12 protein-coding genes are annotated in these 14,798 nt (G+C 38.6%); 10 read left to right on the plus strand and 2 right to left on the minus strand.

Translation table 11 applies throughout. The annotated features are described in order from the left end of the window. Nucleotides 1-10: 10 nt before the first annotated feature. Nucleotides 11-820, minus strand: coding sequence for an SDR family NAD(P)-dependent oxidoreductase (locus HU137_RS04330; RefSeq protein ID WP_317169912.1), 810 nt, complete (start codon nt 818-820; stop codon nt 11-13). Between the two features lie 139 nt (nt 821-959). Between HU137_RS04330 and dnaE the strand changes: the two genes are divergently transcribed. From dnaE to HU137_RS04380, 10 genes are all read left to right on the plus strand, one after another. Continuing rightward, the gene (gene dnaE / locus HU137_RS04335) at nt 960-5,291 is read left to right on the plus strand and encodes a DNA polymerase III subunit alpha (RefSeq protein WP_182042566.1); all 4,332 of its coding nucleotides are present in this window, start codon (nt 960-962) and stop codon (nt 5,289-5,291) included. 102 nt (nt 5,292-5,393) lie between these two features. Then, nucleotides 5,394-5,714, plus strand: coding sequence for a thioredoxin (gene trxA / locus HU137_RS04340; protein ID WP_182042567.1), 321 nt, complete (start codon nt 5,394-5,396; stop codon nt 5,712-5,714). Between the two features lie 157 nt (nt 5,715-5,871). Then, on the plus strand, nt 5,872-6,876 hold the full coding sequence (locus HU137_RS04345) for an AAA family ATPase (RefSeq protein ID WP_182042568.1): 1,005 nt from the start codon (nt 5,872-5,874) through the stop codon (nt 6,874-6,876). A 71-nt stretch (nt 6,877-6,947) separates the two neighbouring features. After that, nucleotides 6,948-7,823, plus strand: a complete 876-nt coding sequence (locus tag HU137_RS04350) for a DUF58 domain-containing protein (RefSeq protein WP_182042569.1) — start codon at nt 6,948-6,950, stop codon at nt 7,821-7,823. Then, nucleotides 7,820-8,824, plus strand: a complete 1,005-nt coding sequence (locus tag HU137_RS04355; RefSeq protein ID WP_182042570.1) for a hypothetical protein — start codon at nt 7,820-7,822, stop codon at nt 8,822-8,824. The genes HU137_RS04350 and HU137_RS04355 overlap by 4 nt, the downstream gene beginning before the upstream one ends. After that, on the plus strand, nt 8,824-9,840 hold the full coding sequence (locus HU137_RS04360) for a vWA domain-containing protein (RefSeq protein ID WP_182042571.1): 1,017 nt from the start codon (nt 8,824-8,826) through the stop codon (nt 9,838-9,840). Before HU137_RS04355 ends, HU137_RS04360 begins: the two co-directional genes overlap by 1 nt. Continuing rightward, nucleotides 9,840-10,850: a vWA domain-containing protein gene (locus tag HU137_RS04365; RefSeq protein WP_182042572.1), complete on the plus strand. Its 1,011-nt coding sequence runs from the start codon at nt 9,840-9,842 to the stop codon at nt 10,848-10,850. The genes HU137_RS04360 and HU137_RS04365 overlap by 1 nt, the downstream gene beginning before the upstream one ends. A gap of 52 nt (nt 10,851-10,902) precedes the next feature. Further along, nucleotides 10,903-11,694 (plus strand): tetratricopeptide repeat protein, encoded by a 792-nt coding sequence (locus HU137_RS04370; RefSeq protein ID WP_182042573.1) that lies wholly within the window; start codon nt 10,903-10,905, stop codon nt 11,692-11,694. Next, nucleotides 11,694-13,451, plus strand: a complete 1,758-nt coding sequence (locus HU137_RS04375; RefSeq protein ID WP_182042574.1) for a BatD family protein — start codon at nt 11,694-11,696, stop codon at nt 13,449-13,451. Before HU137_RS04370 ends, HU137_RS04375 begins: the two co-directional genes overlap by 1 nt. 84 nt (nt 13,452-13,535) lie before the next feature. Further along, nucleotides 13,536-14,135 carry a MarC family protein gene (locus HU137_RS04380; RefSeq protein WP_182042575.1) on the plus strand — a complete coding sequence of 200 codons (600 nt, stop codon included), beginning with the start codon at nt 13,536-13,538 and terminating at the stop codon, nt 14,133-14,135. A 190-nt stretch (nt 14,136-14,325) separates the two neighbouring features. Here HU137_RS04380 and rnpA read toward each other — a convergent pair whose 3' ends face one another. Continuing rightward, entirely contained in the window at nt 14,326-14,706 is a 381-nt protein-coding gene (gene rnpA / locus HU137_RS04385) for a ribonuclease P protein component (RefSeq protein WP_182042576.1), read from the minus strand. Nucleotides 14,707-14,798: the final 92 nt, after the last annotated feature.

Here is a 14,798-nt window from a genome sequence, read left to right on the forward strand (position 1 = left end):
ATTTCTCTTCCTATCCCCTATTTTTCAATTGAATTTTATAAATCAAATTTCTTGCAGTATTTCTGGGAATGAGTCTTGGTAAAATCGATAAAAATTGACAACTCAAAGATGGCAAACAAACCACTTTTCCCTTACGCATTGCGCGAATTCCATAGGCCGCAACTTCTCCCGGTTCGCTGTTCATCGAATTGATTTTCGCTTCCTTATCTGCCGCCACATTCTTTCGGAAATTGGTATTGACAACGCCGGGACAAAGCACACTTATCCTAACATTTGAACCTTTATTTTCCCGAGCAATGGCTTCTGTAAACGAAATTAAAAATGCTTTGGTCGAATAATAAATCGACATCAAAGGACCCGGTTGAAATCCGGCCAAAGAGGAAATATTCAGAATTTCCCCTTCATTTCTTTCCAACATGCCTTTTAGGAATAATTTTGTCAACGCCATCGGTGTCGTTACATGTAATCCCGCCATGGTCAATTCCGAATTCAAATTGGTTTCTGAAAAATTTCCAAATACACCAAAACCCGCATTGTTCACCAATCCAAAAACAGTCAAATCATTTTCAACCGTAAAATCATAAACTTCTTGAGCAAAAGAAACCTGAGAAACGTCCCTTACCAGCACTTTTACATCTACAGCATAATTAGATCGGATCTCATTTGCGGTAGCATCGAGCATTTCCGAATTGATGTCGGCCAAAATTAAAGCATAACCATCCTTTGCATATATTTTTGCAAATTCTTTTCCCAAGCCAGAAGCCGCTCCGGTTATGATGACGTATTTATTTTTGATAAGACTAATTTTGGCGGTAAATATAAATAATTTCTAAAAACAGAAGTCTCAATTACTTAGGAACCTTCCATTTCATTTTTCAATTTTGTTCAAAACTTAAGCACACTCAATTCCTTCATTTTTCCTAACTTTATACATTCAATTTCAACTTTTTTAGCTGTACATGTTTCTAATTTACGATACCGAAACCACCGGTTTACCAAAAGATTTTAATGCTCCTGTAACCGATACGGACAACTGGCCGCGCATGGTTCAAATCGCTTGGCAATTGCACGATAAAACCGGAAAATTAATTGAGAATAAAAACTATATCGTTCGACCGGACGGATACGATATTCCTTTTAATGCAGCGCAAATCCATGGTATCACAACCGAAAAAGCGATCAAAGAAGGGATTCCCCTTCAAACGGTTTTAGATGAATTCCGAAAAGCATTGCAACAATCAGAAGTGCTGGGTGGTCACAACTTAAGTTTTGACCAAGGAATCGTCGGTGCAGAGTTTGTGCGGTCTGAATTGGATTACCATGAAATTGATTTGCCGATTGTCGATACAATGGAATTATCAACAGAATTTTGTGCACTTCCCGGAGGCCGAGGCGGCAGATTTAAATCTCCCAAATTAGAAGAATTACACGAAGTGCTTTTCAAAGAAAAATTTGACGAAGCGCATAATGCCGCAGCTGACGTAAATGCGACAGCAAGGTCATTCATGGAATTGCTTCGAATTGGTGTTTTTAAAAAAGAACAAGTTCTTTTATCAGAAGAAGAATTCGAAGCATTTAAAGAAATTAACTCCGGACCTTTTCAGCCTTTTGACATCGTTATAGAAGACCAAGTCAAAAGCCACCAAAACACAAATGATGGTCAAAATTTAGCGTTAAATAAAACAGCAAAATCGACTACAGATGCGCCGTTCTTTCATTTTCATAACCATACTTCTTTTTCTATTCTGACCGCAACCACATCTGTTGATGCTTTGGTTCAGAAAGCGATTGAAGAAAAAATGCCGGCAGTCGGCATAACCGATATGGGAAATTTGATGGGTGCATTTAAATTTGTGAGTGCCGTTAAACGGGCCAATTCCAGTTTAGAAAATCCGATCAAACCCATCATCGGTTGTGAAGTATATGTTTCGGAAAATTATACCCAAAATAAATTTACAAAAGACAATCCCGATCGAAGATTTACGCAATTATTGATTGCAAAAAACAAAGCAGGTTTTAAAAACCTTTCCAAAATTTCTTCTACAGGGTTTATCGATGGTTATTACGCCGGATTTCCGCGCGTTGGAAAAAATGTAATTGAAGAATATAAAGAAAACCTCATCGCCACCACCGGAAGTTTGACCGGAGAGGTTCCCAATTTGATTCTAAATGTTGGTGAAAACCAAGCGGAAGAAGCTTTTGTGTATTGGCATAATTTATTTGGGGAGGATTTTTATGTCGAAATCATTCGCCACGGATTGCCGGAAGAAGAACATGTCAATCAGGTTTTAATCAAATTTGCAGAAAAATACAACGTCAAAGTTCTGGCCCAAAACAACACATTTTATATCGGTCAAGCAGATGCAGAAGCGCATGACATCTTGCTCTGTGTACGTGATGGTGAAAAGAAAAACACACCGATAGGGCGTGGAAGAGGAACCCGATTTGGTTTTCCAAATGATGAATTCTATTTCAAATCCCAAGATCAAATGCGCTCTCTTTTTCACGATATTCCGGAATCGATCGATAATTTATCTGAATTATTGGACAAAATCGAACCTTATGAATTGGCGAGCGATGTTTTATTGCCCAAATTTGCGATTCCTGAAGAGTTTAAAGATGCAGCAGACGAGGCTGACAACGGGACTCGCGGCGAAATGGCCTATCTGAGACATATCACCTACGTCGGTGCAGAAAAACGATATAGAGAAATTACTCCAGACATCAAGGAACGACTGGACTTTGAGTTGGATACCATAGAAAGAACAGGCTATCCGGGCTATTTTTTAATCGTGCAGGATTTTACTTCACAAGCTAGAAAAATGGGCGTTTCAGTTGGGCCCGGACGGGGTTCTGCTGCTGGTTCTGCGGTAGCCTATTGCATCGGAATCACCAACGTAGATCCGATTGCGTACAATCTCCTTTTTGAGCGTTTCTTAAATCCGGACAGGGTTTCACTTCCCGATATCGATATCGATTTCGATGACCGTGGACGCGATAAAATTATACAATGGGTGGTGGACAAATACGGAAAAAGTCAGGTAGCCCAAATCATTACTTATGGAACGATGGCCGGAAAATCGGCGATCCGCGATACCGGACGGGTTTTGGATTTACCGCTTCCCGATACGGATAGGATTGCAAAAAAGACCCATTTGAAATTGAACAAATTGTTCAACATGGATGAAAAAGCATTGAAATCTGCTTTTGGAAGTGATGAATTTAACGATTCCATGGAATTGAAAAAAATCAGAGAACAAGATACGCTGGAAGCCAAAACACTTCAACAAGCAACGGTTATCGAAGGTTCGCTTCGTAATACCGGAATTCATGCTTGTGGTGTCATCATCACCCCGAAAGACATCAGGGAACTCGTTCCTGTGGCTGTTGCCAAAGATGCTGAACTTTTGGTTACCCAATTTGATAATTCCGTAGTAGAATCTGCCGGATTGTTGAAAATGGACTTTTTAGGACTTCGAACTTTGACCATCATCAACGATGCCATCGATTTGATTGAAAAAAACCATGGCGTGAAAATCAATCCGGACGAAATTCCACTGGACGATAAAAAAACCTACGAACTTTTCCAACGTGCCGAAACAATAGCCATTTTCCAATATGAATCTCCCGGGATGCAAAAGCACATGAAAGCTTTGAAGCCCGATAAATTTGATGATTTAATTGCGATGAATGCTCTGTACCGACCGGGGCCGCTTCAGTATATCCCCAATTTCATCAACCGTAAACACGGAATCGAAGAAATCGTCTATGATCTACCGGAAATGGAGGAGCATCTTGCTGAAACTTATGGAATTACGGTATATCAGGAGCAAGTGATGTTGTTGTCTCAAAAACTGGCCAATTTTACCAAAGGTGAAGCCGACGTTCTAAGAAAAGCGATGGGTAAAAAGCAGCGCGATGTTTTGGATAAAATGAAACCCAAATTTCTCGAAGGTGGAGAGGCCAATAACCATCCGAAAAAGGTTTTGGAAAAAGTTTGGAACGACTGGGAAGCCTTTGCCGAATATGCTTTTAACAAATCGCATTCGACTTGTTATGCGCTGATCGGCTACCATACCGGTTATTTAAAAGCGCATTATCCGGCTGAATTTATGGCGGCGGTTTTGAGTAACAACATGAGCAACATCAAATCGGTCACCTTTTTTATGGAAGAATGTAAATCGCTGGGAATTCCGGTTTTAGGACCCGATGTCAACGAAAGTTCTTTTGCATTCTCGGTAAACGATGAAGGCGCGATTCGGTTTGGGATGGGAGCTATAAAAGGTGTTGGAGGTGCTGCGGTAGAGTCCATTTTAGGAGAACGTGAGGAAAATGGGAAATTTGCAACGATTTTTGACTTTGTACAAAGGGTGGATCTGCGTCAGGCCAATAAAAAAACGATCGAAAATCTAGCTTTGGCAGGCGCTTTTGATGAGTTCGAAATACACCGAGCGCAGTTTTTTTATGACGAAGACGGTTCGAGTAATTTAGAGAAATTGATACGATATGGCGCTTCTTTTCAAGATTCAAAAAACAGTGCTCAAGCTTCATTATTTGGAGATTTGGCAGAAGAAATTGAAATCATAAAGCCGCATTTACCGACGTGTCAGCCTTGGAATTCGATCCAAAAGTTGAATCGGGAAAAAGAAGTCGTAGGGATTTATATTTCGTCTCATCCTTTGAATGATTATTTGGACGAATTCAATTTTTACCAAAATACTTCGCTCAAACAACTCAAAGAAAACCAGGAAAAACTCATCGGCCGTGAACTTTCTGTCGCCGGAATCATCACCGATGCCCAACATAAAACATCCAATAAGGACGGAAGAGAATTTGGTGTTTTTACGTTGGAAGATTTTGATGATAGTTATGAATTCATGTTGTTTGGGGAAGATTATTTAAAATTCAAACATTTTTTACAGCCCAATATGATGTTGGGTGCTAAAATTTCTGTGACGGAACGGGTTTTTAAAGATAAGGACGGGAAGGTTACCGGAAGAAGAATTTATGTCAACATCAATAAAATGCAGTTGCTGAGTGAAATACTGGAAGGAATTGCAAAAAAAGTCGTCATTACGGTCAATGTGGCTGATTTGACCAAGGAAATTTATGAGGAATTGGTCAAAATATTTGAGAAACACAAAGGAGAAAAGTCGGTTTTGTTTGTGATGAATGATTTGGAAAACAAAACCCAACTCAAACTTCCGGCGACCAAAACCAAGGTAGAAATCAGCAAAGAATTGTTGACCGAATTAAGGGAATTGCCCAATTTGGTTTTTCAATTGAATTGATTTTGAAATTTATAGATGGATTGATAATTCCTATGAATTTAACGATTCGGTTAAATAAATTTAATTTACTTTTGAATGTTTAATCTAAATAAATAACTGAAAATGGCACTTGAAGTAACAGATACATCGTTTGCAAAAGACGTATTGGAAGCCGGAAAGCCGGCAATGGTTGACTTTTGGGCAACTTGGTGTGGTCCATGTCGTATGGTCGCTCCAACAGTTGAAGAATTGGCAAAAGAATTTGACGGTCAAGCTGTAGTTGCAAAAGTTGATGTAGATAATAATCAACAAATCGCAGCAGAATATGGCATCCGTAACATCCCTACCATTTTATTTTTTAAAGACGGACAAGTCGTGGACAAAGTTGTAGGTGTGGTTCCAAAAGCACAATTGGAACAAAAACTAAAAGCGATTATGAATTAAATTGAAAAATATTCAATTCAAAACCCGAAGGACTTCTTCGGGTTTTTTTAAAGTTTTAGGTCTGATTTGCCTTAACAAAATTTAACATAATTCTACCAATAAATTAGCGCAAACCAATCGACAAAATGTGCAACTTAGCGTGCTTAAATTTAACAAGATGCAGAACGATCTGACCTCAATTGACATCAAGCAAGTCAGTGAAGAAATAGAAAGAGAAAGTCAGGTGATTTATCGGCTTTCAAACGAAATCAACAAAAAAGTAATTGGCCAAGAAAAAATGGTCGAAAGTCTGTTAATCGGGCTTTTGGCAAACGGTCATGTTTTATTAGAAGGCGTTCCCGGTTTGGCGAAGACTTTGGCAATTAAAACCTTATCAGAAGCGGTAAACGGAAGTTTTTCGAGAATTCAGTTTACACCGGATTTGCTTCCCGCCGATGTCGTCGGAACCTTGATTTACAACATCAAAGAAAACGATTTCAAAATCAAAAAAGGACCGATTTTCACCAATTTCGTTCTAGCGGACGAAATCAACCGATCGCCGGCAAAAGTTCAATCTGCTTTGTTAGAAGCGATGCAGGAAAAACAAGTTACAATCGGCGATGAAACTTATAAATTGGAAAATCCGTTTTTGGTTTTGGCGACACAAAATCCGGTAGAACAGGAAGGAACTTATCCTTTACCGGAAGCACAAGTCGACCGATTTATGTTGAAAACTGTAATTACTTATCCGAATCGTGAGGCAGAAAGATTGGTTTTACGAAACAGCATTGACGAATCATTTCCTAAGGTTGAAAAAGTAATTGATTTACAAGAAATTCTTCGCGCCAGAGAAATGGTGAAAAAAGTTTATATGGACGAGAAAATCGAACGTTATATTCTCGATATCATTTCCGCTACGAGAAAACCGTCTGATTTTGGTTTGTCAAGATTATCTCCGCTGATTTCATTCGGTGCTTCTCCGCGCGGTTCAATTAATTTGGCTTTATCCGCACGTGTTTTTGCGTTTTTGAGAAGACGTGCTTATGTGATTCCGGAAGATGTTCGCGCAATGAGCAAAGACGTTTTGCGTCACAGAATTGGTTTGAGTTACGAAGCCGAAGCTGAAAATATCAATGCTGATTTTATCATCGACGAAATCCTCAATGCTATTCCGATTCCTTAATAAAAAACTAGAAGGTCGAAGTTATATTTTAAAAACTTTTAAACTTTGAACCTTAAACTTTAAACTAAATTTTGGACACCAAAGAAATCATCAAAAAAGTCAAACGGATTGAGCTGAAAAGCCGCCGAAAAGCCAATAATCTTTTTATGGGCGAATACCATAGCTCGTTCAAAGGTCGTGGGATGATTTTTTCTGAAATTCGTCCGTATCAATACGGCGATGATGTCCGAAATATCGATTGGAACAAAACCGCACATTTCAACGAACCTTATGTAAAGATTTTTGAAGAAGAACGGGAATTGACGATGGTTTTGATGGTGGATGTAAGTGCATCGGAAAATTTCGGAACCAAGAAACAATTTAAATCCGATACGATTGCGGAAATCTGTGCTACGCTTGCCATTTCGGCGATTACATACAATGATAAAGTCGGTTTAGTTTTATTTTCAGAAGAAATCGAATTGTTCATTCCGCCCAAAAAAGGAAAAAAACACGTCTTGCGAATCATCCGGGAATTGGTCAATTATGAACCTAAAAATTCGAAAAATAATCTTTCCGATGCCCTACGATTTTTGATGGATGCTTTTAAAAGAAAGGCCAATGTTTTTATCCTTTCCGATTTTATGGACGAAAGCAATTATTTAAAAAATCTAAAAATCGCAGCCAAAAAACACGATGTAACAGGAATCAGAATTTATGATGAAAAAGAAACCGAAATTCCTGATTTGGGCATGGTGAGGATGGTAGACGCCGAGACCGGTGAAAGAAAGTTTATCAATACTTCATCCTATCAAATTCGCAAAAAATACAAAGATTATTATGCGCAAATGGCGTATGAATTTACCCAAGAATTCAATGCCGCAGGTGCCGGAAACATGAGCATCCGAGCAGATGAAGATTTCATCAAACCTTTATTGAATTATTTTAAAAAACATGCGGTGAAATGAGGAAATGGATGGATCTTATAGGTTGGAAGATAGAAGATGGAAGATGGAAGTTTTTTTTCTTATCTTTTGTTTTATGTCTTATGTCTAATTTCTCCTTCGGTCAAATCGACACCCGAATCGACACGGCTCATATCAAAATAGGCGAACCGATTCAATACACTTTAACCGTTCCCATTCACGATAAATCTGAAATCAAACTTCCGGAATTAAAAGATACGCTGAGTTTTCACATCGAAATTCTAAACCAAAGAATCGACACGATTTTTGAAGGAGAAAAGAAAAATTTGGTGCAACATCTGACGCTAACGAGTTTTGATCCGGGTAACTTTCTCATTCGATCTTTACCGGTTGTTGTAGACGAAGACACTTTGCTATCGCATTCTTTCCAAATCATGGTAGATGAAGTCAAAATCGACTCTGCCAATCTCGCCGGATTTCCCATCAAAACCATCATGGAAGAAGAATATACCTGGCGCGACTATTGGGACAAATATTGGATGTATTTTGCAGTTGGTGCTTTGGTCTTTCTCGCTTTGTTGATCGTTGCGATTTTGTTTTTACGGGACAAAAAGCGAAAAGAAATTGGTACTAAAACCATCAAAACACCATATGAAGAAGCAAAAGATGCTTTGAAAAATTTAGACAAAAAGAAATACCTGACCAAAGGACAAATCAATCCTTATTATTCGGAACTTTCCTTTGTTTTAAGACGGTATTTGGGAAAGGTTTTTCATTTTTCTTCGTTGGAATTATTGTCTGATGATTTGGTAGATCATTTTCAAAAAACGACGCATTTGGACAAAAATCAAATCGATCAATTGAAAGAATTTTTATTTGAATCCGATTTGGTGAAATTTGCCAAAGCTGTTCCTGACGAAAATCGACATGAATTTTATCGAAAATGGGTGGAAGATTTAATAGAAAAAATCAAACCCATGGAACTGGAAGACGAAACGATCCAAGAGTTGAGGCCAAACGAAAAATATAGAAAATTGAAGTGATGGGAAATTTTGAATTTCAAAATCCATGGTTGCTGTTGCTGCTTCTATTGATTCCGCTGTTGATCTTTTTGCGAATCAAAAGAAAAAAGCCGGATGATGCGTTGATAATTTCGTCCTTAAAACCATTTGAAAATTCGGAAAGTCTACTCGCTAAATTCAAACCATTATTGTTCGTTTTCAGACTGATCGCTATTGCATTGATGATCATAGCGCTTGCCCGTCCCCAAATCGTGGAAATGACCTCAACGGTAAAGTCGGACAAAGGAATTGACATCCTCATGGTGGTAGATACTTCTCTCAGTATGCTCGCAAGAGATTTAAAACCGGACCGATTGGAAGCTTTGAAGGAAGTAGCTGAGAATTTTGCTATCGACAGACCGACGGACCGAATCGGTTTGGTGGCTTATTCGGGAGAAGCCATTGCAAAAGTACCATTGACCACCGATCATAAGGTTTTAATCGAAGAAATCCGGAAATTAAAAACCGGCGAATTGGAAGATGGAACTGCAATTGGCGTAGGATTGGCAACGGCGATCAACCATTTGACCGATAGTAAAGCGGCGAGTAAAATCATCATTTTAATTACGGATGGTGTGGAGTCGATTGATTACCGAAATGATTTGTTGTATATTTCACCACAGGATGCGACGCAAATTGCGGTAAACAAAGACATCAAAGTGTACACAATCGGTGTTGGAACCAATGGTCGGGCACCTTTCCCTACCGGTCGTGATCTCTTTGATGACGAACTCATTTTTACCATGCAACCTGTTGATATAGATGAACCATTGCTCAAATACATCGCAGGACAAACCGGAGGACAATATTTCCGCGCTACGGACAATGAATCTTTGCAAGAGATTTACAGCCAAATCGATCAAATGGAAAAAACCGAAATCAACGAAATCAAATATTACAATTACACCGAATTGTTCATGAAATTTTTGACTTGGGCATTGGTTTTTTTGGCTGCAGAATTCATTTTACGTAAAACCCTTTTTAAAGAATTGACCTAATGAGTTGGGCTTTACCGGAAAATAGCATTTGGTTTTTATTGGTTCCAATTTTTATTGGACTGGCGATTTATGTTCAAAATTGGCGAAAAAAAACCAGAGAAAAATTTGCTGACGCTGATTTGATTCCGAAATTATTTCCATCTGTTGCAAATTCGCGAAGCAAAATCAAATTATTTTTCATTCTCATCGGTTTGATTTTCACAATTTTAGCCTTGATGGATCCGCTTTATGGCGAAGAAGAAATCAAAATCAAAAGAGAAGGAATCGACATCATTTATGCGCTGGATTTGTCCAATAGTATGAATGCGGAAGATGTTGTGCCAAGCCGTTTAGACCGTGCAAAAAAGATCATTTCGGAGTCCGTTGGTAAGTTGGCGGGAGATCGCGTAGGATTGATTGTTTTTGCGGCAGATGCGTATTCGATTTCGCCTTTGACCAATGATTATACGGCGATTCAGTCCTACATCAGCAGCGCCAGTCCTGAATTGATTTCGCAGCAAGGCACCAACTTTTCTTCTGTTGCGCTCAAAGCCGCCGAAATGTTTGAAAACGCACCGACAACCGGAAAACTATTGGTGATTTTATCTGATGGAGAAGACAATGAAAACAGCGTTTCCAAAGCCATTCAAACCGCAAAAGATAGCAACATCCACATCGTCACCATCGGTATAGGAACGCCAAATGGTGGGCCAATCCCTATGAACGTTGGCGGATTTGAAGAATTTAAAATGGATAGATACGGAGAAACCGTTATTTCCAAATTGGTGGAAGGTTCTATGGAATCTCTCGCCAAATCCACTTCCGGATTTTACATCCGGGTCAACCAAACCCAAGACGCCCTGAATAAACTGCACAGTTATTTAGCGACGCTCGACAAAGAAGTGCAGGATATGGCGATGAGCAAAGATAAAAAACATGTTTTTCAATGGTTACTCGCTTTGGCTTTGGTTTTTATTTTTATAGATACTTTAACAACTGAACATAAACTTTTTAACAACAAAAAACGATAGTTTTGTCCACAGGATGCCTATGATAAAACATATACTGACTTTTCTTTTTTTGATGCCAATTCTTCACAACCTTTCTGCTCAGCAATCGGATGCGAAAGACTATATCATCAGCGGTAATCAAAATTATATGGAAGGGAATTTTACCAAAGCAGAAGCTCAATACAAATCTGCGCTTGGTGAAGACAGCAATTCGATCAAAGGAAACTATAATCTCGGTAACTCGCTTTACAAACAGAAAAGAATGGACGAAGCCCGGGTTCACTATGACCGAGTGATCCAAAACTTAAATGCCACAAATTCCGATAAACACAAAGCCTACCATAACATCGGGAAATCCTATTTGGACGAAAAAAATCCTGAAAAAGCCGTTGCCAATTTAAAAGAGGCATTAAAATTGAATCCTTATGATGATGAAACGCGGTACAATTATGCTTTAGCCAGAAAACAATTGGAAGAGCAGCAAGAAGAAAAAGACGAAAAGAATCAGGAGAAAAAGGAGAATCAAGACGGATCCAATGAAGATCAAAAAGATTCTAAAGACAATGCTGAAAAACAAGACGAAGGCGACAAAGGTGAAAACAATGAAAACCAAAAGCCTGAAAATGAAAACGGTCAACAACCCGATGGTGAAAACGGAAACGAGGATGGAGACGGAAAAGCACCTGAAAACCAGCAAATCACAAAAGGGTCTGATGGGAAGGAAAAAAGTTCTTCTCAACCCATGAATACAGAAAGACAAGAAGGACTCCTAGATGCGCTTCGTCAACAAGAACAGGAAACACTCAAAAAAATAATCAGTCAAAAAGCACAAAAAGTTAGAGTAAATACGGAAAAAGATTGGTGATGTTGAAACAGATTTTTCTTTTATGGATTTTATTTTGCTCCGCGAATTTTTTATCGGGACAGGAAATTACATTTAAAAGTCAGGCCAGTAAAACCGAAGTTTCTGTCAACGAGCGCTTTGTCGTCCAATTTGTGTTGACCTACGGACAAGAAAATCTTTCTTTCGATAAACAACCCAAACTTCCCGACTTCCGAGAATTGACGCGTTTGGGTGAGTCACAAATCAACAGTTTCCAGTTCATCAATGGAAATGCCTTTAACCAATCCGGAGTAGAAGTTGTGCTCGTTGCTGACCGAGAAGGCGAATTTACCATAGGCGCCGCCACTTGTACAATCAACGGAAAACGCTACAAAACCAATCCCATAAAGATTTCGGTAAAAAAAGGTTTAAAACCCAAAACGCAAGGTGGAAAACGTTTACAAGGTGCATTTATCACAACAGAAGTTTCAGATGAAAATCCTTTTTTAAATCAAGAAGTGATTTTAACGGTGAAAATGTATGCACGGGATTATTCGATTTTAAATCGAATCCGAAATTATCAAGAACCGGATTTCAACAATTTGATGGCCAAGTTCGTCAGTGAAAAACTCGATGAAGACGAAAAACAAGTATTGATCAACGGCACAACTTTCATTCAAAAAGTTCTGGCTCGTTATGTTTTGTTTCCACAAAAATCAGGTGAAATAGAAATCGATCCATTTGCATTAAATGTTTTAATTTCAGGCTATTATGGCGCTGAAAACGTGCAATTGACTTCAGATCCCATACGGTTGAAAGTAAGAAATTTACCCCCTGGAAAACCAGATAATTTCAGTGGAGCAGTGGGAAATTATAAACTCAATGCTTCCCTTTCCAAAAAAGAAGTGAACGCAAATGAAGCCGTGAATTTGGAGGTGGAAATCGTCGGTTCCGGAAATTTAAATACCTTAAAAACACCTGAAGTTCCGGTTCCGGAACATATCGAAACCTTTGCGCCCAAAAAGAAAGATGCCTTTGAAATCCGTCCATCCGGAATGAAAGGTGCAGTGGAAGAAAAACATGTACTGGTGCCACAGTATGGTGGAGATTATCAAATAGGCCCGATTGCTTTTAATTATTTTGATCCTTCCAAAGAAAAATACATCACGCTGAAAACCAAATCACTTCTGCTTTCAGTCGAAGGTCCGGAACCTCCGAAAACAGATACGATACAGGAAAACGAAGAACTGACCGATCATGTCCGTACCGACTCTTCAACCTTTGATCCAAGCTCCATCGTCCCACAACAAATCACAGAAGTGAAAGACAAAGTGGTGGAGACGGTTGCCAAAGAAAACAATTGGATTTGGGCTTTGCTCGCCGGATTGGTTGTGGTAGCTGGTTTGTTTTTTTGGTGGAATAGAAAACGGTCGGCTGACAAAACCTCAACCAAAACTTTGAGTGAAAAACAATTGAACAGCAAATTCAATTCACAGATTAACAACATGTTATCTGACTTAAAAGCTTTGGCACAACAAAATGACACTTCCGCATTTTTATCGCTTCAAGAAGATATTTTGACAAAAATAGGCATGCATTTTAGTGGAACGGAATTCGCTGAATTCACAGAATCTTCCGTCGCAGAGAAACTTCAAACTTCCTTCGGAAATCTTGCTGACCAATGGAAATCCTTGTTGCTGGAATGCAAAGAATCCAAATATGCTTTTGGTACATCAGAAAAAAGTCTGATGGAAAAATTCCGTGAAACAGAAGCGGTTTGGAAAGGATTTCAGAAATGATTTAACCGCGATTTGACATGAAATTATCTTTTGAGTTGGGGTTTATCAAACTCCCCTTATTACCTTTGCAAGAAATTTTGGACGATGACAGACTTTTTTGCAAAAATTTCTATTAAAGAAATCGGAACTTGTTTTGCGGTGTTGTTTGCCGTTATTGACATTTTGGGAAGTATTCCGATTATCGCAAACATAAGAAGTAAAGTTGGTGTAATCCAATCAGAAAAAGCTTCCATCGTGGCTGGTGTGATCATGATTTCCTTTTTGTTTTTTGGAACGAAGATTTTGACTTTCATCGGAATCGATGTTGAATCCTTTGCGGTTGCAGGAGCCTTTGTCATTTTTGTAATCGCTCTAGAAATGATCTTGGGCATTGAAATTCAAAGAGACCATGCGCCAGAAGCAGCTTCTATCGTTCCGATCGCCTTTCCTTTAATTGCCGGAGCAGGATCACTGACCACAGTATTGAGTTTAAGAGCAGAATTTAGTGACATTAACATCATCATAGGAGTAATTCTCAATATGCTTATTGTATATTTGGTATTGCGAAATGCGGGTCGTTTGGAAAAGTTGATAGGGCCCGGCATCATGTCAGTTCTTAAAAAGGTTTTTGGGATCATTTTGTTGTCGATTGCCGTTAAATTATTTGTGTCCAACATCGGTGCGCTTTTTGTCCAAAACTTCTAATTATCAATGGATTAGAATTGATTTAAAAAATTAAAAATGAAAACATTTGTTTATATCGCATTATTCATCATCCTGGGTTCCTTTGTGTTCAATTTGGTGTCCATGGATTATGAAATGGGGCTAATGAGTGAGGAAAACCGACCGTATATCATCGGTTTAGGTGCTGGGGTTTGTGGGTTGATTCTATGCGCTATTTTTCTGAAATACTATCGTTTGAAATCGAATTTAGAACATCGATCAAATTAAGCATCGCTTTTTCAATTCTGGTAAAATCATGGATTTCATTTGTGGTATAAATGAACATGACTTCGAGTTTGGAAGACAAATTCAAATGGTGTTGATGCAAGCGGAACGCTTCTCTGATTCTTCTTTTCAACAAATTTCGATGAACGGCTTTTTTGAATAACTTTTTGGGAACGCTGACGGCGATTTTGAAACCGGGTTTTTCATTTGGTTCAAAATAATAAACCGATTTGAGCGGAAAGGCTTTTGTGCTTTTTCCGGAAAGGAAAAGTCTTTCGATCTTTTTTTGGCTTTTCAGTCTTTTATCGGCGCCTAGTGTAAACTTCATCAATTCAGATTATCATCCTATAATTAATTCAAAGGTAATTCATTCGAAGAAATAAGAAAGAATGCCTAATTTTGATGCAAATTTAAATTTTT

The organism is Moheibacter lacus, assembly GCF_014042165.1.
Taxonomy (GTDB): Bacteria; Bacteroidota; Bacteroidia; order Flavobacteriales; family Weeksellaceae; genus Moheibacter; species Moheibacter lacus.

Excerpts from the sequence above, each read along its gene's own strand:
- dnaE (WP_182042566.1), top strand. The coding sequence starts at position 960 with ATGTTTCTAATTTACGATACCGAAACCACCGGTTTACCAAAAGATTTT.
- trxA (WP_182042567.1), top strand. The coding sequence starts at position 5,394 with ATGGCACTTGAAGTAACAGATACATCGTTTGCAAAAGACGTATTGGAA.
- HU137_RS04345 (WP_182042568.1), top strand. The coding sequence starts at position 5,872 with ATGCAGAACGATCTGACCTCAATTGACATCAAGCAAGTCAGTGAAGAA.
- HU137_RS04355 (WP_182042570.1), top strand. The coding sequence starts at position 7,820 with ATGAGGAAATGGATGGATCTTATAGGTTGGAAGATAGAAGATGGAAGA.
- HU137_RS04360 (WP_182042571.1), top strand. The coding sequence starts at position 8,824 with ATGGGAAATTTTGAATTTCAAAATCCATGGTTGCTGTTGCTGCTTCTA.
- HU137_RS04365 (WP_182042572.1), top strand. The coding sequence starts at position 9,840 with ATGAGTTGGGCTTTACCGGAAAATAGCATTTGGTTTTTATTGGTTCCA.
- HU137_RS04370 (WP_182042573.1), top strand. The coding sequence starts at position 10,903 with ATGCCAATTCTTCACAACCTTTCTGCTCAGCAATCGGATGCGAAAGAC.
- HU137_RS04375 (WP_182042574.1), top strand. The coding sequence starts at position 11,694 with ATGTTGAAACAGATTTTTCTTTTATGGATTTTATTTTGCTCCGCGAAT.
- HU137_RS04380 (WP_182042575.1), top strand. The coding sequence starts at position 13,536 with ATGACAGACTTTTTTGCAAAAATTTCTATTAAAGAAATCGGAACTTGT.
- rnpA (WP_182042576.1), bottom strand. The coding sequence starts at position 14,706 with ATGAAGTTTACACTAGGCGCCGATAAAAGACTGAAAAGCCAAAAAAAG.